General features: G+C 60.4%; 16 protein-coding genes. 10 read left to right on the top strand and 6 right to left on the bottom strand.

Translation table 11 applies throughout. The annotated features are described in order from the left end of the window. Window positions 1–100 precede the first annotated feature (100 nt). Window positions 101–241 carry a hypothetical protein gene (locus GSQ92_RS27580; protein ID WP_158806585.1) on the top strand — a complete coding sequence of 47 codons (141 nt, stop codon included), beginning with the start codon at window positions 101–103 and terminating at the stop codon, window positions 239–241. A gap of 2 nt (window positions 242–243) precedes the next feature. After that, window positions 244–750 carry a hypothetical protein gene (locus GSQ92_RS27575; protein WP_158806586.1) on the top strand — a complete coding sequence of 169 codons (507 nt, stop codon included), beginning with the start codon at window positions 244–246 and terminating at the stop codon, window positions 748–750. Window positions 751–871: 121 nt separating this feature from the next. Here the strand turns inward: GSQ92_RS27575 and GSQ92_RS27570 are convergent, their stop codons facing one another. Then, the gene (locus GSQ92_RS27570; protein ID WP_158806587.1) at window positions 872–2,311 is read right to left on the bottom strand and encodes a hypothetical protein; all 1,440 of its coding nucleotides are present in this window, start codon (window positions 2,309–2,311) and stop codon (window positions 872–874) included. A 609-nt stretch (window positions 2,312–2,920) separates the two neighbouring features. On the opposite strand from GSQ92_RS27570, the gene GSQ92_RS27565 reads away from it, so the two are divergent. From GSQ92_RS27565 to GSQ92_RS27530, 8 genes are read left to right on the top strand one after another with little or no spacing between them, the layout of a single operon-like run. Beyond that, complete coding sequence (locus GSQ92_RS27565) at window positions 2,921–3,010, top strand: K(+)-transporting ATPase subunit F (RefSeq protein WP_158806588.1); 90 nt, start codon at window positions 2,921–2,923, stop codon at window positions 3,008–3,010. A gap of 10 nt (window positions 3,011–3,020) precedes the next feature. Next, entirely contained in the window at window positions 3,021–4,748 is a 1,728-nt protein-coding gene (gene kdpA / locus GSQ92_RS27560) for a potassium-transporting ATPase subunit KdpA (RefSeq protein ID WP_158806589.1), read from the top strand. A gap of 20 nt (window positions 4,749–4,768) precedes the next feature. Then, window positions 4,769–6,889: a potassium-transporting ATPase subunit KdpB gene (kdpB, locus tag GSQ92_RS27555; protein WP_158806590.1), complete on the top strand. Its 2,121-nt coding sequence runs from the start codon at window positions 4,769–4,771 to the stop codon at window positions 6,887–6,889. A 24-nt stretch (window positions 6,890–6,913) separates the two neighbouring features. Beyond that, window positions 6,914–7,519 (top strand): K(+)-transporting ATPase subunit C, encoded by a 606-nt coding sequence (locus GSQ92_RS27550; RefSeq protein ID WP_158806591.1) that lies wholly within the window; start codon window positions 6,914–6,916, stop codon window positions 7,517–7,519. Continuing rightward, complete coding sequence (locus GSQ92_RS27545) at window positions 7,519–8,301, top strand: response regulator transcription factor (RefSeq protein WP_158806592.1); 783 nt, start codon at window positions 7,519–7,521, stop codon at window positions 8,299–8,301. Before GSQ92_RS27550 ends, GSQ92_RS27545 begins: the two co-directional genes overlap by 1 nt. After that, window positions 8,298–11,003, top strand: coding sequence for a sensor histidine kinase KdpD (locus GSQ92_RS27540; RefSeq protein WP_158806593.1), 2,706 nt, complete (start codon window positions 8,298–8,300; stop codon window positions 11,001–11,003). Before GSQ92_RS27545 ends, GSQ92_RS27540 begins: the two co-directional genes overlap by 4 nt. Beyond that, window positions 11,000–11,698 (top strand): response regulator transcription factor, encoded by a 699-nt coding sequence (locus GSQ92_RS27535; RefSeq protein WP_174246751.1) that lies wholly within the window; start codon window positions 11,000–11,002, stop codon window positions 11,696–11,698. The genes GSQ92_RS27540 and GSQ92_RS27535 overlap by 4 nt, the downstream gene beginning before the upstream one ends. Before the next feature lie 27 nt (window positions 11,699–11,725). Then, window positions 11,726–12,175 (top strand): PTS sugar transporter subunit IIA, encoded by a 450-nt coding sequence (locus tag GSQ92_RS27530; RefSeq protein WP_158806594.1) that lies wholly within the window; start codon window positions 11,726–11,728, stop codon window positions 12,173–12,175. Between the two features lie 8 nt (window positions 12,176–12,183). On the opposite strand, the gene GSQ92_RS27525 is transcribed toward GSQ92_RS27530, so the two are convergent. The 5 genes from GSQ92_RS27525 to GSQ92_RS27505 all read right to left on the bottom strand — a co-directional run bounded on the left by GSQ92_RS27525 (window position 12,184) and on the right by GSQ92_RS27505 (window position 17,327). Beyond that, window positions 12,184–13,122, bottom strand: coding sequence for a sugar phosphate isomerase/epimerase (locus tag GSQ92_RS27525; RefSeq protein ID WP_158806595.1), 939 nt, complete (start codon window positions 13,120–13,122; stop codon window positions 12,184–12,186). A 62-nt stretch (window positions 13,123–13,184) separates the two neighbouring features. Continuing rightward, the gene (locus tag GSQ92_RS27520) at window positions 13,185–14,003 is read right to left on the bottom strand and encodes a carbohydrate ABC transporter permease (RefSeq protein WP_158806596.1); all 819 of its coding nucleotides are present in this window, start codon (window positions 14,001–14,003) and stop codon (window positions 13,185–13,187) included. Then, a complete protein-coding gene (locus GSQ92_RS27515; RefSeq protein WP_158806597.1) occupies window positions 14,000–14,908 on the bottom strand; it encodes a carbohydrate ABC transporter permease in 909 nt (302 codons plus the stop codon). The genes GSQ92_RS27520 and GSQ92_RS27515 overlap by 4 nt, the downstream gene beginning before the upstream one ends. Next, the gene (locus tag GSQ92_RS27510; protein ID WP_159014700.1) at window positions 14,905–16,233 is read right to left on the bottom strand and encodes an extracellular solute-binding protein; all 1,329 of its coding nucleotides are present in this window, start codon (window positions 16,231–16,233) and stop codon (window positions 14,905–14,907) included. The genes GSQ92_RS27515 and GSQ92_RS27510 overlap by 4 nt, the downstream gene beginning before the upstream one ends. Further along, window positions 16,230–17,327, bottom strand: coding sequence for an ABC transporter ATP-binding protein (locus GSQ92_RS27505; protein ID WP_158806599.1), 1,098 nt, complete (start codon window positions 17,325–17,327; stop codon window positions 16,230–16,232). Before GSQ92_RS27505 ends, GSQ92_RS27510 begins: the two co-directional genes overlap by 4 nt. Window positions 17,328–17,506: the final 179 nt, after the last annotated feature.

The following is a 17,506-nucleotide window of genomic DNA, read 5'->3' as shown; positions in this document are numbered from 1 at the left end:
ACAACCACGGTGCCGGCGGGGCGCGCCGTGGCGATGATCCGCCGGCGAATAGCAGAGTCATATACGCCAAGGTCGACGGGCGATGCTGATGGATCGAGTTGTGACCACAGTTGTGCGCGTTATCGCGGTGCTGGCACTCATAGCAATCGGCTCCGCCGTCGTGCGGAGCTGCACTGAAACCTTCGAGAACATCGCTTACGGAACTTATACCTCTGAGTTCCATACGTTTGCGACGAGGTGAACATGGATAACAAGAACTTCGCTGCTCAGGCCGAGATCAATTCTGACGGCAACGAGAAGCGTCACCCGTCGCCGGATGCGGCTCCGGTCTCCGACGCAACAACCGCGGCCAAAAGCCGACCGCGTTTCTCTGTCGGTGGCAAGTGGCGCCCAGAGGCGAGTCTGTGGCAACCCGCATCTGGCGCGGTTGTGGAGAAACGTCAGAGCGCAGCGCCGCGTGCAGCTCTGGCGGATCGGCTTGATGACCCGTCACGTTCGGCGCTGGAAGGCGCCGTGGCACGCGTCGCAATTCTCTCGGCTTGTGCGCTTGCCCCTCGGATTTTCGGCGCCTATAGCATCGCCAATTTCCTGAGCGTCCTGGGGCTGGCATTCGCCGTAGGTGGAGGCGCGGCGGCTCTCTCCGCCTTGGTCCGACGGGAACGCATTGGGCAGAGTCTTGGAAGTTGGGACGAAGCTCTCGCGTTCAATGGCCTGGCGCTCCTCGCCATGATGGCACACCGACTGGTCTAATCAAAGTCCGGATGCTTGCTCATCTCCGAAGTGTCGCGCGCTCTCCAAAGCGGAGGCGCGCGCCTTCATATGGGCATCACGACCGCTGACGAGCTGCCGTATGCGACTTTTGCATCTACCCTTAGGCAGCCTGACGGCTGCTGTTTCGTTCCTTGTTCTTAACTCGCCGTATCGGAAGAGTCCGGCAATTCTTCTGGAAATACACAATCTCGAGCAACGTGGGCCAAATCTCGAGAGAAGATCTTATGAGCCCGATTTCATCGTCTACAATGCGACTCACGTTCTGTTGGAAGAAATCTGGCTCGAAATCATAAAATGCCCGGGATAGGCTCGCCGCAAATAGTCCGAGGGCCTCTCGCCGCTCTGTGGAATTCGCGTGCTGCTGTGCCGCCATTACGCGGGCATGTAGCCGAACGGCACCATCCAAAATCTCCTCTGTATCTTGCAGCGTGACAGCGCCATCGTAGTCGAAGGCTATGGCGAGCTCGTCGGTTTTCCTCAGGCTGTTGCGAATTTTTCTTTTCAGAAGACCGCAAATCGCTTCGTTGAATACCTCAGATGCCAATGGATTGCGCATATAGTTGCTCTTGATGTGAGTCTGTGCGGAATCCACGTGTGCGGCGGTTATGTGCGGCTGCTGGATCCACAATCGGTATATGTAGTCCTCGAACCTGAGGCGTGTAGGAAAGAAGGGCGGAAGCCCGCTGAGGTTGTCGTAGCCCGCGACGCCGCAATCCATGCGCCAGTTCTTGTTCGTCAGGCAGGGACGAAAATTCACCAGAACATAGGTATCATTGAGAGCTTCGGCATCGGTCTCATTCTCGTCCTCAAGGAACATGTCGATATAATCGACGGCATCGACGTCATTGGTGCCGGTCCTGAATGTCTGTGCCATTTTGACGACGGCGGTGCGAGAGAGCTTCGCGGGCTGAAGAATGAGTGAGTTTTCTCTTGAGAAGCCGAGAGACGTATTGGACTCGAGGTCCATACTGCTATCGACGAGGAGCTCGCCGCGTTCATAGTTGGCGGGTGCTTCTGAAACCGTCTTACCCAGGATGTCCCGAAACGAGCGGAGGATGTCGAAGGACTTCTTCGTATGGCCGTTCGAACCTCGCCTTAGTAACTTTCCCCGGCTCATCTCATTTTCGCCGAGCGACTCCGGGCTGTCTTCGATCAGCGCGTAGGGCCTCATGTCATCATCCGCGCTGACAAGGAGGTCGCCGAGGCTATACATCAGGCTGAAGTTACGATTGCCGCCATAGCTCGGGCGGAACAGATTGCGGACGAGCACGTCAAGCTTTTTGTCCCTGAGGCGACGGCAGATATAGCTGACGAACTGCTCTTTTTCCGCCGGGCCGACATAAAAGAGTGGGTTAAAGGTTTTCGTATGCTCCAACGAAGCGAAATATTTCTCGTGATTGGCGACGGACGAGTCATCGAAGATGACGATCGGCGCGGTTTGCCCGTTCCGCCAGAAGTTATCGTCATAGGCCTCGACGGTCTCACCGACATCGCGCAGGCGATTCGTCGGGATGACAAATTGAAGGTTCGGTTCACTCATGATCAGACATACTCTCAAGCAAGCTTTCGATGTTGAACGGAATGAAATCGCGGCGGCCCTGGGCCGTAGGCCCGGGCAAGCGATTCTTGGCTGGGGAAACCCCGACTCTGATCTCGACACCGCGCCCGAGTAAGGGTTGCGCCTACCGGCTATGCATCTCGCCGATCACTTCGTGGTTCATGCCTTCGCATCGAAGAGATAGGGAGACGACCAACGGGAAGGCTTACGGCCCATAGTATGGAACCGGTTCCATAGGATTTCGATGGTGGTCGCGGCACGGCAGTATAGCGTCTTCATATAGAAATAAATGGATCAGCCAGAGTATTACGAAATTGCGCGTTTATATCAGATTTATATAAGTAGCGATCGTGCCACGCCTCGCATTTATATGCCGGTTTAGGCTCTAATTCCTTATAACCGGAGAATGGTTCTCGGTCGTAGGCCTATGCGCGTGGCTATAGCGCATAGGCCCGCCTCGCCCGGACAAGGTCCGGAACCGGTTTGTGGAGCTTTAAATGCTGGACGTTATCTATCTGGTTGGCGGGTGCGCCTTCTTTGTCATTGCCGTCTGGTACACGACGGCCTGCGATCATCTGTGAGAATCGTGACATGATTTTTGATTACACCCTTGGGGGGGCCGTGACGATCGGCCTGCTCGTCTATCTCGTTTATGCCCTGATCCGGCCCGAGCGATTCTGAGGAGCCCATCATGACCATCAACGGATGGATGCAGATCGCGCTTTTCTGCGTGCTGCTTATTCTGATCGTGAAGCCGCTCGGCGGCTATATGACTCGTGTCTTCAACGGCGAGCGCACTTTCCTGACGCCCGTTCTGCGGCCGATTGAGATTGGCCTCTATCGCCTCTGCGGTGTTCGCGAGGATCAGGAACAGCATTGGGTGACCTATGCGGTAGCGATGCTGTTTTTCAGCGTTGCCGGCTTCCTATCGCTTTATGCGCTGCAGCGGCTTCAGGCCTCGCTGCCCTTCAACCCCGCGAAATTAGGCCCGGTCGATACGGACCTCGCCTTCAACACCTCAATCAGCTTTATCACCAATACCAACTGGCAGTCCTACACGCCAGAAACCACGATGAGCTATCTCGTGGAGATGGCCGGGCTGACCGTGCACAACTTCCTCTCGGCCGCGACCGGCATCGCACTTGCGATCGCGCTGATTCGCGGGTTTGCGAGGCGCTCGGCCTCTACGATCGGGAACTTCTGGGTCGATATGACCCGCTGTACCCTCTATGTGCTGCTGCCGGTTGCCATTGTCGCCGCGCTGTTCTTCGTTTGGCAGGGCGTGCCGCAGAACCTGCATGCCTATACCAATGCGACCACGCTCGAGGGCGCGCAGCAGGTTATCGCGCAGGGACCCGTTGCCTCGCAAGAGGCGATCAAGATGTTCGGCACCAATGGCGGCGGCTTCTTCAATGCGAATTCCTCACATCCCTTTGAGAATCCCACTGCGCTGACCAACCTGGTTCAGATGCTGCTGATCTTCGCGATCGGTGCGTCACTCACCAATGTCTTCGGCCGCATGATCCGCGACCAGCGTCAGGGCTGGGCCATCTTCGCCATCATGGGCGTGCTTTTCCTTGTCGGCGTCTTCGTGACCTATCCGGTCGAGGCAGGCGGCAACCCGGCCTTCGCGGCGCTGCATATCGATAGTGCGGCAAGCGCCCTGCAGACGGGTGGGAACATGGAGGGCAAGGAGGTCAGGTTCGGCATCGCCAACTCCGCCTTGTTCACCACAATCACGACGGATGCGTCCTGCGGCGCGATCAACAACACGCATGACAGTCTTCTGCCCCTCGCGGGTATGGTGCCCATGGTCAATATCATGCTGGGCGAGATCATCTTCGGCGGTGTCGGTTCGGGTCTTTACGGCATGCTCGCCTTCGCGATCGTCGCGGTCTTCGTGGCGGGGCTGATGGTAGGGCGCACGCCCGAATATCTCGGCAAGAAAATCGAGGCCAAGGAAGTCAAGATGTCCATGCTGGCCATCCTGATCCTGCCGCTCTCGATGCTAGGCTTCACGGCGCTGGCTGTGGTGCTTCCCGTGGGGACTGGCGCAATGGAGAATGCGGGGCCGCATGGCTTCAGCGAGGCGCTGTACGCCTATACCTCAGCCACCGGCAATAACGGCAGCGCGTTTGCCGGCCTCAGCGCCAACGTCCCGTTCTGGAACGTTACCCTGGGGATCGCCATGCTAATGGGGCGTTTCCTGTTCATCGTGCCGATGATGGCCGTAGCCGGCGCGCTCGCCGCCAAGAAAATCGCTCCGGCATCCGCGGGTACTTTCCCCACCCATGGCGGACTCTTCGTCGGGCTGGTCATCGGAACCATCCTCATCGTGGGCGGACTGACCTTCTTCCCGGCGCTCGCACTCGGCCCGATTGTCGAGCACTTCGCGATGCATGCCGGCGTCACTTACTGATCCAGACCTAGGAATTTCCAATGGACACCAACCAAAGGCAGCGCGGCGCCGCGGCGTCCCTGCTCGATCCGGCGATCCTGGTGCCGGCTGTCGGCGACACGTTCCGCAAGCTTCACCCGCGCCTGATGATTCGCAATCCCGTCATGTTCGTGGTCGAGGTTGTGGCGACTCTGACGACAGTTCTGCTCCTGCGTGATCTTTTCACGGGCGGTGCACGGCTCGGCTTCACCTTCCAGATCGTTCTTTGGCTCTGGATCACCGTGCTCTTCGCGAACTTCGCCGAGGCGGTCGCCGAGGGACGCGGCAAGGCGCAGGCGGCGACCCTGCGCAAGGCGCGCACCGAAACCACCGCGAAGCGCCTGCGTGCCAATACCGGAGCCTGGGACGAGGTCGCGGCGTCGGCACTCGCGATCGGCGACCTGGTGCAGGTCGAGGCCGGCGATCTCATCCCCAGCGATGGCGAGGTCGTCGAAGGCATAGCATCGGTCGACGAATCCGCGATCACCGGCGAATCGGCACCCGTCATTCGTGAGAGCGGCGGAGACCGTTCCGCGGTGACGGGCGGCACCCGGGTGCTCTCGGACCAGATCAAGGTCCGCATCACCGCAGCCCAGGGCTCGACCTTCCTAGATCGCATGATCGCCCTGGTCGAAGGTGCGCAACGCCAGAAGACCCCGAACGAGATCGCGCTGAATATCCTGCTGGCCGGCCTGACCATCATCTTTGTCTTCGCCACAGCGACGATCCCAAGCTTCGCGAAATACGCCGGCGGTTCGATCTCGGTGGTCGTTCTGGTGGCGCTGTTCGTCACCCTCATTCCGACGACGATCGGCGCGTTGCTATCGGCGATCGGAATCGCGGGCATGGACCGCCTCATCCGCTTCAACGTGCTGGCCAAATCCGGCCGCGCGGTGGAGGCGGCCGGAGACGTGGATACGCTGCTGCTCGACAAAACCGGCACCATCACTCTGGGCAATCGCCAGGCCTCCGAATTCGTTCCGGTCAATGGCGTGACGGAGCTGGAACTCGCGGATGCGGCGCAACTCGCCTCGCTATCCGATGAGACCCCCGAGGGCCGTTCGATCGTCGTGCTGGCGAAGGAGCGCTACGGCATTCGCGGCCGGGACATGGCGCCGCTCGAAGCGTCCTTCATTCCGTTCACCGCGCAGACGCGCATCAGCGGCATCGACATCGGCACGTCTTCGATCCGCAAGGGCGCCGTGGATGCCATTCTGGCCTATGTCGCCAAGCCGCAGATGGCGGCACCTGCCGGCCGTTCCGCGGGCGGTGTCGCGGAAGCGGTGCGGAGCAGCGCCACGGATGCCGCTGTGCGCGATCTCACGGAGAAGGCCGAACGCATCGCCAAGGCCGGTGGCACGCCGCTGGGCGTGGCGCGGGACGGCAAGCTGCTCGGCGTCATTCACCTCAAGGACATCGTCAAAGGCGGTATCCGCGAGCGTTTTGCTGAGCTACGGCAGATGGGCATCCGCACGGTGATGATCACCGGCGACAATCCGCTGACCGCCGCTGCCATCGCGGCGGAAGCGGGGGTGGATGATTTCCTTGCCCAGGCGACGCCGGAGATGAAGCTCAAGCTCATTCGCGACGAGCAGGCGCAGGGCAAGCTTGTCGCAATGTGCGGCGACGGCACGAATGATGCGCCGGCCTTGGCCCAGGCGGATGTCGGTGTCGCCATGAACACCGGCACAATGGCGGCGCGCGAAGCGGGCAATATGGTCGATCTGGACAGCGACCCCACGAAGCTGATCGAGATTGTCGGCATCGGCAAGCAGCTGCTGATGACGCGCGGTGCGCTGACGACCTTCTCGATCGCCAACGATGTCGCAAAGTATTTCGCCATCATCCCCGCGATGTTCCTCGCTTTCTACCCCAATCTGCGGGCGTTGAACGTGATGCATCTGGCAACACCGCAAAGCGCCATCCTCTCGGCGATCATCTTCAATGCGCTGATCATCGTGGTTCTCATCCCGCTCGCATTGCGTGGCGTCACCTATCGCCCCGTCGGTGCCGCTTCGGTGCTTCGCCGCAACCTGCTGATCTATGGCTTAGGCGGCATCATCGTTCCGTTTATCGGCATCAAGCTGATCGACCTTCTCATCACCACCATCGGCCTCGCTTGAGGCCGGTGATTTGGGAACACACCAATGTTGAACCAGATTCGACCCGCCATCCTCATGATCGTCGCTCTGACGGCGATCACGGGTCTCGCCTATCCGCTGGCGATAACCGGCATCGCTGAAACCGTCTTCCCGCATCAAGCCAATGGCAGCCTGATCGAGCGCGACGGCAAGGTGATTGGCTCCTCGCTGATCGGACAGAACTTCGTCGGCGCGGGCTATTTCCACGGCCGTCTCTCCGCCACCAGCGGCACCGACCCGAAGGATCCCACGAAGACGATCGCCCAGCCGTACAACGCGGCGAATTCCGGCGGCGCGAATTACGGCCCGACCGCCAAGCCACTCATCGACCGGGTCAAGGGCGACGCTAAGACACTGGGAGCCGAGAACCCCTCCGTGCCTGTGCCGGTGGATCTCGTCACGGCCTCCGCCAGTGGTCTTGATCCCGAGATTACGCCTGCCGGAGCGCTGTTCCAGGTTCCGCGGGTGGCCAAGGCCCGCCATCTCTCCGAAGATCAGGTGCGGCAACTGGTCACTCAGCACATCACCGGCCGCCTCTTCGGCCTGATCGGCGAGCCCCATGTCAACGTCCTTAACCTCAACCTCGCCCTGGATGCACTCGGCAAAGGCTAATGGTGGTTACGTCTCGGAAGGAAACAGTCTCAGGGCAGGTCTCCCATGTTGGTCTCTCGCCTTGGCGTCGCGTCCTCGTCGCCGATACTGACCCCGCCATCGGCCGGCTGCTTGGCAGAGGGTTGCCGGCCCGGGGGTTTCAGGTGGAGGTGCGCACATCGGCGTCGGCGGTCCTGTCGCTGATCGCGGCCAGCCGGCCCGATGTGGTCATCATCGGCGGCGATCTGCCGGACATGGGCGGGCTCGAATTGGTCGATACGATCCGCCGTGACCTCGGACTTCCGCTCCTGATGCTGGTTGCCGGTCGTGACGATGCCGCGACCGTGGAAGCCTTGGATGCCGGCGCGGATGATTGCATGAGCAAGCCGTTTCTGATGGACGAACTGGCCGCGCGGCTCCGCAAACTCGTGCGGCATGCCTTGGCGCAACGCGGCCAGGCCACGACGATCCGCGCGGATCGGCTGGAAATCGATTGCGTTCGCTGGCGGGTTCGCCTGGGTGGCCGCGATACGCGCTTGAGCGAAAAGGAGTTCGCGATCCTTCGCATGCTTGTGGAGGAGCTAGGCAACGTCGTTCTTCTCGGCGACTTACTGCGACGGGTCTGGGGAACCGACCGGCCCGATCGCATGGGCCGGGTCCGAGGGCTAGTGCGCCGGTTGCGTGCGAAGCTGGGGATGACTTCCGAAAGCGCCGCGCGCATAGAGGCGGAACGGCAGATCGGCTATCGTCTGATCGTGGCGCCGGCAAAGCCGAGCGCTACCACCACTGAGGCTGGCCTATGATGGAACGGGACGAGCGGCCCTCGCCTGACGCCCTGCTCGCCGAAGCACAGCGGGAAGGGCGTGGGCGGCTCAAGATCTTCCTCGGCGCCGCCCCAGGCGTTGGCAAGACCTATGAAATGCTTCTCACGGCACAAGCCAAGCGGCGCGACGGCGTGGATGTCGTGATCGGTGTGGTCGAGACGCATGGCCGCAAGGAAACTCTGGCCTTGGTCGAGGGGCTGGAGGCGATACCGCGCCGGGAAATCGAATATCGCGGGCGCGTTGTCGATGAGATGGATCTCGATGCCATTCTGGCGCGCCACCCGCGCTTGGTTCTGGTCGATGAGCTCGCTCATACAAATGCTGCCGGGAGCCGTCATCCGAAGCGCTACCTGGACGTGGAAGAGCTGCTCACAGCCGGTATCGATGTCTATTCCACGCTCAATATTCAGCATGTCGAAAGCCTCAATGACGTGGTCGCCGGCATCACCCGCGTTCGGGTGCGTGAGACGGTACCGGATTCGATCATCGACCGGGCCGACGATGTCGAGGTCATTGACCTCACGCCTCAGGACCTGATCCAGCGTCTGAAGGATGGCAAGGTCTATCTGCCGCAACAGGCGGAGAGTGCGGTCAAGCATTACTTCACGGCCGGGAACCTGACGGCCTTGAGGGAACTCGCGCTTCGACGCACCGCGCAGCGTGTCGATGAGCAGATGGTCGACTATATGCGCAGCCACGCGATCAGTGGCCCCTGGGCGGCCAGCGAACGTTTGCTCGTCTGCATCGATGGCGCGGCCGACAGCACGGCGCTCGTCCGCCAAGCGCGGCGTCTCGCCGACAAAGTGCGCGGGCCCTGGACGGCAATCCATGTCGAGACGGCACGCGGCGGCCGCCAGGAGACTGCGCAGCAAACCAATATTGCCGAAGCCCTGCGGCTTGCTGAACGTCTTGGCGGCGAGACGGTGACGATTCCGGGTACGGATATCGCCGCGACCGTGGTGGGCTATGCGCGCACAAACAACTTCACCCATATCATCGTCTCCACGGCAAAGCGCGCGCGATGGACGGAGTTACTGTTCGGCTCCACCGCCCAGCGCATCATCGGCCGCGCGGGCGGGATCCACGTGCATGTACTCACCAACGACACGAAAGCCGGTGAGAGCAAACGCGAAGACGCTTTCAAGCTCTGGACATCAGGACGCCGGCTCGAGCCGAGCGGCTGGGCTGGAAGCGTCTGCGCGGTCGCTGGCGCGCTGGCGGTGGCATTGCTCCTTCGGCAATTCCTCGGGGTTTCCAGTGTCGCGCTGATCTTCCTCATGGGCGTTTTGGCGAGCGCCGTGCTTTACGGCCTATCGGCCTCGCTGCTCGCCTGCCTCCTCAGCGCGCTCGCTTATAACTTTTTCTTTCTGCCGCCGCTCTATACATTCACCATCGACAATCCGGAAAACGTCATCACGCTGAGCGTTTTCGCCGTGGTCGCTGTTGTCGCGAGCAATCTGACTTCGCGCATGCGCGCTCAGACTGTTTCTGCCCGCGGGCGCGCCCAGACTACCGAGGAACTATATCAGTTCAGCCGCAAGCTTGCGGGTGCGGCATCTCTCGATGACGTGTTGTGGGCAACAGTTCATCAGGTCGCGCTCATGCTGAAAGTGCGAGTGGTCTTGCTGCTGCCCATGCCGCCAGAGGGGCTCAGCGTGCAAGCCGGTTTTCCTCCAGAGGACAGTCTGGGCGATGCTGATCTGGCGGCGGCCAAATGGGCGTGGCAGCACAATCGCGCCGCGGGTCGGGGCGCCGATACTTTGCCGGGCGGCAAGCGGTTGTTCCTGCCCATGCAGACGGGGCGTGGCGCCGTGGGTGTGCTTGGGATCGACCGTGATGAGGCGGGCTCGCTCTTCACCCCGGACCAGCGACGGCTGCTGGACGCACTCTCCGATCAGGCGGCACTCGCGATCGAGCGTGTAAACTTGGTCCGCGACATCGATCGGGCAAAGCTGGAGGCGGAGACGGATCGTTTGCGCTCGGCCTTGCTCACCTCGATCTCCCACGACCTCCGCACACCGCTCGCATCCATTCTCGGCTGCGCGACTAGTCTCAGCAGCCAGCGTGCCGCCTTGAGTGAGGCCGAGCGCGAGGCCATGATTCGCACCATTCAGGAGGAGGCGGAGCGACTGAACCGCTTCATTGGCAACTTGCTCGATATGACCAGACTGGAATCGGGTTTGATGGCCTTCAAGGGTGGGCTAGCCGATTTGTCTGACGTGGTGGGCGCGGTTCTGCGCCGCGCTAGGGCTATTTTGTCCTCGCATGAGGTGCAGGTGGACCTTCAGGCCGGGTTGCCGATGCTGAACATCGATATGGTGCTGTTTGAACAAGTACTCTTCAACCTGTTGGACAATGCGGCCAAATATTCCCCCGCCGGATCGGCAATCCGGCTCAGTGCCGAGAGAGCCGGGGAGAGTGTGCGGCTGCAAATTCGCGACGAAGGCGACGGGATCCCGGCGGGAGATTTGGAGCGCGTCTTCGACAAGTTCTTCCGTGTCCGAGGTGCTGACCGGCAGCGCGCCGGAACAGGGCTCGGCCTCGCGATCTGCCGTGGTTTCGTCGAGTCGATGCAGGGCACCATCGTGGCCGGAAATAGAACCGATAGATCCGGCGCGGTGTTCACGATCACACTGCCAATCCCGACGCAGCTATTGATAGAGGAAGAGGACGCGGCATGATCGCAGGTGCCAACCCGCTCCGCATACTCATCGTTGACGACGAACCGGCTATATTGCGTTTCCTGAGGGCAGGTCTCACGAATCAGGGCTTCACTGTGTCAGAGGCGGCGGATGGAGAGTCCGTGCTGGACATCGTGCGCCGGCAAGGCACGGATCTCGTTGTGCTCGATCTCGGCCTTCCGGACATCGACGGACTGGAAGTCATCCGCCGCTTAAGAGATGAAGGATCGTCCATTCCAATCATCGTCCTATCCAGCCGCGACGACGAGGGAAGCAAAGTCGCGGCGCTGGACCTGGGCGCGGATGACTACGTGACCAAACCCTTCGGCATCGACGAACTCTTCGCGCGCATTCGGGCTGCCCAGAGACATCGCTTGCAGCAAAGCGGCGAGCGGCCGGTGTTCCGCAGCGGTGATTTGATGGTGGATATCGTGCGGCGGATCGTCACGGTTCGCAACGAGGAAGTTCGCTTCTCCCGTCGCGAATATGATCTGCTGCGTTTGTTAGTCGCACATGCGGGCAAAGTGCTCACTCACAAGCAGATCCTTCGCGAGGTATGGGGAGGCGATACAGATGTGCAATATCTGCGCATCTATATTCGCGCCCTGCGACAGAAGATCGAGCCGGATCCCGAACAGCCAAGTTATATCCTAACCGAAACCGGCGTCGGCTATCGCCTGCGTGGAACGGACTAGGTCTGATGCAAATCATGGATACGACTGATGAATTTGACTGACATCATACGCCCCGAGCAGGTCATCCTCGATCTACGCGCGGGCGACAAGGAACATCTGCTAGCGGAGCTTGCTCGGCAGGTTGCTGCTCGGCTCGCTGTCAACCCGAGGGATATCCAGACCGCTCTAGGTCAGCGCGAACGCTTAGGTTCGACAGGACTTGGGCGTGGCTTCGCCCTTCCGCACGCGCGGCTGGAGGGTTTTCCGCAGATCTTTGGTCTCTTCGCCCGCCTCGCGCGGCCGATTGATTTTGAAGCCATCGATGGCCGGCCCGTGGATCTGGTCTTTCTGCTGCTCATCCCGGAAGACGCCGGCAATAGCCATGTCTCGGCCCTTGCAGCGGTATCGCGGCGGTTGCGGGACGAGGCCATCCTGCAGCAGCTCAGGATGGCGGAGACGGTTTTGGACCTGTACAAATGCCTTGTGGATGCACCATAGCCGGGGAGTCAGGCGAGATTTATGGCGACCTTTCGCAGAAGCTCCACGGATTTACGCATGCCCTCCATGGGTGACATCATCATGTCCTCATGCTCGATGGAGAGAACGTCGTCATAGCCCGCCAGCCTGAGGGCGCTGCAGAATTGCCGCCACCAAGTCTCCCCGTGTCCATAGCCGATGGTGACGTAATTCCAGCTTCGCTCTGAAATCCGCGTGCTCGCCCGAGCATCAAGCGTGCCGTCGATACTCGTGGGAATTGGCTCAACCCGCGTGTCCTTCGCGTGGACATAGTAGATAGCGGAGCCGAGCATGCGAACGGCCGCCAGAGGATCCGCGCCCATCCAGATGGGGTGGCTCGGATCATAATTCGCGCCAACAGTTTCTCCCACGGCATCGCGCAGCCGCAGCAGGGTATGAACATTGTAGACGGCCTGATGGCCATGCAGTTCCAGGCACAGCTTCCGGATACCGAGCTGATTGGCATAGCCCACAAGGTTTCGCCAATATGGAATGAGCTTCTCGTTCCATTGATAATTTTGGATATCGAGACATTCCGGCGGCCAGTCGGTCACGATCCAATTAGGATTAGCGTCTCCCGGTCCGCCTGGAAGACCGGACATCATCACGACGCGGTCGATGCCGAGAAGACTTGCAAGCCTGATCGTCCCCTCGGTGATATGGTGATGTTGGGCTCCGGTCGGCCCCGGATGCAGAGGATTTCCCGAGCAGTTCAACGCCGCGACGGTCAGGCCGTGATCCTTGATCTTGGCCATGAACTCCGTGCGGGCCGTGGCACTTTCCAGCATTTCATCAAGCTTGATATGGGGCGCGGAAGACCAGTTGCCGCAGGCAAATTCGAGAGTTTCGATCTTCAGCTCCGCCGCCGCGGCAAGCATGTTGTCGAAGGACAGCTCGCCAAGGCTATCGGTGATCATGCCGATTTTCATGATTGAGTTCCTATTGGCGACTAGCAGTGAATACGCAAATGGCCATCGCCGTGGGGGGCGACTTACTTAACCGCTCCCATCGTCAACCCGCGCACCAGATGGCGCTGCACGAGAAGCGCGAAGATGACGATCGGCAGCGCGCCGACAACACCGGCTGCCGACATGGAAGCCCAATCGGTATCGATCCGACCGATCAAGGTCGCGGTGCCGCGCGGCATGGTCATCGCGCGCGGTGTCGCGGTCAGGGCCAGCGCAAAGAGAAACTCGTTGAAGGTAACGATGACGGCGAAAATCGCGGTTGCTGCCAGGCCGGGTGCGGCAAGCGGCAAAGCGATACGGCAAAACGCGCCGAAGCGAGAATCGCCATCCACCATGGCCGCTTCCTCCAGGTCCACCGGAATTTCGCGGAAAAAGCTCTCCATCATCCAGACGCAGAAGGTGATGTTGAAGGCGGTATAGGTGAGGATCAACCCAATCCAGGTGTTCAACAGGTGAAGGCGCAACATCAGGAGATAGACTGGGATCAGGATCACAACCGGCGGAACGATCCTCAAAGTGAGCAATCCGACGCCAACCTTGCGCTCCAGCTCGAAGGGCAGGCGGAAACGGGCGATCGCATAGGCGCCGAGAGATCCGCAAACAAGTGCGATGACGACTGAGGCGGCGGTCACGACCAAAGAATTGGTCATGTAGGCGCCAAATTCCTTCTCAGAGAACAGATGAACGTAATTCGCGAATGACGGCGCGTGCGGATAGAGCGTTGTCTCCTGGGTGATCTCCTCATTCGATTTGAACGATGTTGAGACCATCCAATAGATCGGCAAAAACACGATGCCGAGCAGCAGGGTGACGACCGCGGCCCTGAAAATGCGGCTCCTCATATGGGTTCCACCCTGCGAAGAAGCCGGACGGCGGCGAGTGCGAAGGCGAGTACGATCAGGCCGATCGTCACAAATAACGCCGCAGCGTATCCGACTTGTTGGAACTTGAAGGAGGTATCGTAGCCATAGAGTGAAACAAGCGTCGTCGCCTGGCCTGGGCCACCATGCGTGAGCACGAAAACCTGGTCGAAGGTGCCGAAGGCGTCAATGGTGCGCAGGATGATGGCAATCGCCAGAACAGGCCGCATCATTGGCAAGGTAAGGTCGACGAAGGAACGCCACGCGCCGGCGCCATCGACCCTTGCCGCCTCGAACGGCTCCTGCGGTAGGGATTGCAGCCCGGCCAGCAGGATCAGGAACATGAGAGGTGTCCACTCCCAGACATCAAGCACGACGATGCCGATGAAGGCCTTCATTGGGTTGCCCAGGATCTGAACCTGCGACCCACCCAAGGCTTCGGAAAGCGTCGTGATCATGCCGACATCGCTCGCATAGATCAGCCGGAAAACGATGCCGACCACCACAGGCGTTATGACCATGGGCACGATCAACGCCGTGCGCAAAAGTCGAATACCACGGAACTCATGCAGGCAGAATAAGGCCAGCGCGAAGCCGAGCACTGTTTCGATGGCAACCGAGAAGGTGACGAAGCGTATCGTCACCCAGAGCGCATTGCGAAACTGCTGGTCGCTCCAGAGGTGAAGGTAATTCTGGAAACCAACATCGCGGAGAACTGTGCCATAGCGGTAGAGTTTCGTGCTGGCGCGCAGTCCGTCCCAAAGCGGGTAGACCAACACGCCAAGCACGATCAGCACGCTCGGCGCGAGCAGGAGATAGGGCAAAGCAAGGTCAAGCCCTGCCCCCTGAAGTCTCTCCCGGCTCGTGCGTCGAACGCTTTGGCTCAATTGTAGTAGCCGGCTTGGGTCAGATAGGCGGTCACCTGGGTCGCCGCGGTATCCAGCGCCGCGCCGCCTCCTGAGCCGGCCTGTAGCGCTTTGTTGAGCTGAATGCCCAACAATTCCTCGACCTTCGCCCAATCGGGCGTCCGGGGACGGGGAAGACAGCCGGCATCGAGCTGCTTAAGCGCCACAGGAATCAGGCGGTTCCCTGGATCGGGGATCAGGAAAGCGCTGCGCTTGACGGGGATCGAGCCCGCCTCGGAGAGTTTCGCCTGGATCTCTTTGCTCGTGTACCACTTCAGGAAGGCGATGGAATTCGCCTTATTCGGCGCGGATTTTGGTATGCCGGCAATGAAGATGCCCATCTGAGAGATAGCCGAGACCTTCTTGGGTACGATGCCGAAGTCGAGTTTCCCGGCAACTTTCGTTTGCGTGGGATCATCCGCTTTCAGGGCATTGCCGGAATATTCAATTACCGCCCCCGCATCGCCGCCAAGAATGGCCGCGCCTTCTTGGTCAGAATCGAATTCGACCACGCCTTTCGGTGCGTTCTGCTTCATGGTGCCGACAAAGAACTCGGCTGACGCCTTACCGGCGGCAGAGTTGAATGTCACGTTCCACTTGTCGTCGAAGAACTTCCCGCCATACGACAGGAAGACCGGATACCAGCTAGTGACAATGGGATTGCCCGAAACGCCGCGGAACACGACCGGATATTTGATCTTTCCAGCCGCAACACCCGCCTTGCCTTGGGTGATGACATCATCCCACGTCACCGGCGATCCATTGGTGTAAACGTCATTGCGATAGGTCAGTGTTTGCAGATCGCCGACGAAGGGAACGCAAATCAGGGTCGGAGTCGCGGTCTCGAAACCCTTGACGCGCGGACCTTGGCGAGGCGGCCAGTAGCCCATATCGATCATTGAACTGATCCAATCCGGGTCGGTTCCATCAATCCCGGCAGCCCCGAGGTCCTCCAGCACTTTCGCGGCGCCGAATTGGGGCACCCAAGGATCGTCAAGCAGATAGAGGTCGTATTGTCCGGCACCACTCTGCGCGTCGGCAAACCACTTTTCCAGCGTGACGCCGTATTCGTCTTCGAGGAAATGGGATTCGAACCCGTCCGCCTTGGCGAGGGGCAGGATTTTCTGTTTGAAGGGAGTGAGACCTCCATCGGCGAAAGCCCCGATCACCACTTTCTTGCTATCCGCCTTCGCCGGCGTTTCCGCGCCCAGACCGCCGAGAAGGCTTGTGCCGACCGCGAGGCCCGCGCTGCCTTGCAGCAAAGCCCGCCGGCTGACCGTACGCTTCAGATGTTCCATGCCCGTCATTGTTTTCCCCTGTGATTTGGCGCTCGATGCACCACGGTGAAGCTTGCGGCATTGAAGAAACAGGCATCGGCCGTGTCGAAGCTGATGCCGATGGCCGAGCCGACTGGCGCGGTAAAGCCCCGATGGGCACGAACGGAGAGGCGCTCGCCACCAATACGCACGTCAACGAGCGTCTCGTTGCCCATCGGCTCGACAACATAGACTTCGCCCGTCAGCGCCCCGTCCGATCCTGACTCGACGAGGTGCAGATCCTCCGCGCGCAGGCCAATCTCAGTGACCTTGGCCGCAGAGCACGCGGCCAAACGTGGCGTGTCGAGCTTCAAGGCGACACCACCGACATGCACGGAACCGTCGCCGACAGCCACCTGGAGTACATTCATAGGCGGGTTTCCGACGAAGGTCGCCACGAAGCGGTTGGCGGGCCGCTCATAAATTTCGCCCGGTGAGGCCAGTTGCTGCAATTCTCCGGCACTCATCACGGCGATCAGATCGGCCATCGTGAGCGCTTCGACCTGATCATGCGTTACATAGAGTGTGGTCGCGCCAAGCCGCTGACAGAGCCGCTTGATTTCGCCGCGCATCGTCAGGCGCAAGCGAGCATCGAGATTCGAGAGTGGTTCGTCCATCAGAAAGGCAGCAGGATCCCGGACGATCGCTCGCGCCAAGGCAACTCGCTGGCGCTGGCCTCCGGAAAGATGGCGCGGATGGCGCTCGAGCAGATGGTCGATCTCAAGTGCGGCGGCGACATCGGTGACCTTGAGCCCACGCTCGCTCGCGGAGATCTTCCGAATCTTCAGCGGATATCCGATGTTCTCCGCGATCGTCATATGCGGATAGAGAGCGTAGCTTTGGAAGACCATAGCGACGTCGCGGTCTCGCGGTTGCAGCCGGGTGACATCCCTATCGCCGATCAACACGCGACCACCTGTCGGCATCTCCAGCCCCGCGAGGATACGGAGCGCGGTCGTCTTGCCGCAGCCTGAAGGGCCCAGGAGTGCCAGGAATGTGGAATCGGGAAGAGCCAAGTCGAGCGAGTGGAGGGCCTTGAAAGGTCCGAAGCTCTTGACGATGCCTTGATAGCTGACCGTGCTCATGGCGACGACCTGCTTCCGATAGGACCGCATTTAATGGCCACTTTAATCGGCCATTGTAAGTGTGTCGTGGGTTTTCACTATTCTAGCGCGTCGCGGCCAAGGCGATAGCAGTGCCCGCACGTGCCAAGCCGGAATGCGATCCGCCCTTCATTCGCAGCCTCCCATTAAGATTTTAGACC

Origin of the sequence: Acidisoma sp. S159 (assembly GCF_009766125.1) — a bacterium.
In the GTDB taxonomy this organism is placed as follows: domain Bacteria; phylum Pseudomonadota; class Alphaproteobacteria; order Acetobacterales; family Acetobacteraceae; genus Acidisoma.
Note: the sequence above shows the minus strand (reverse complement) of the source record. Positions and strands in the feature narration are given on the sequence as shown.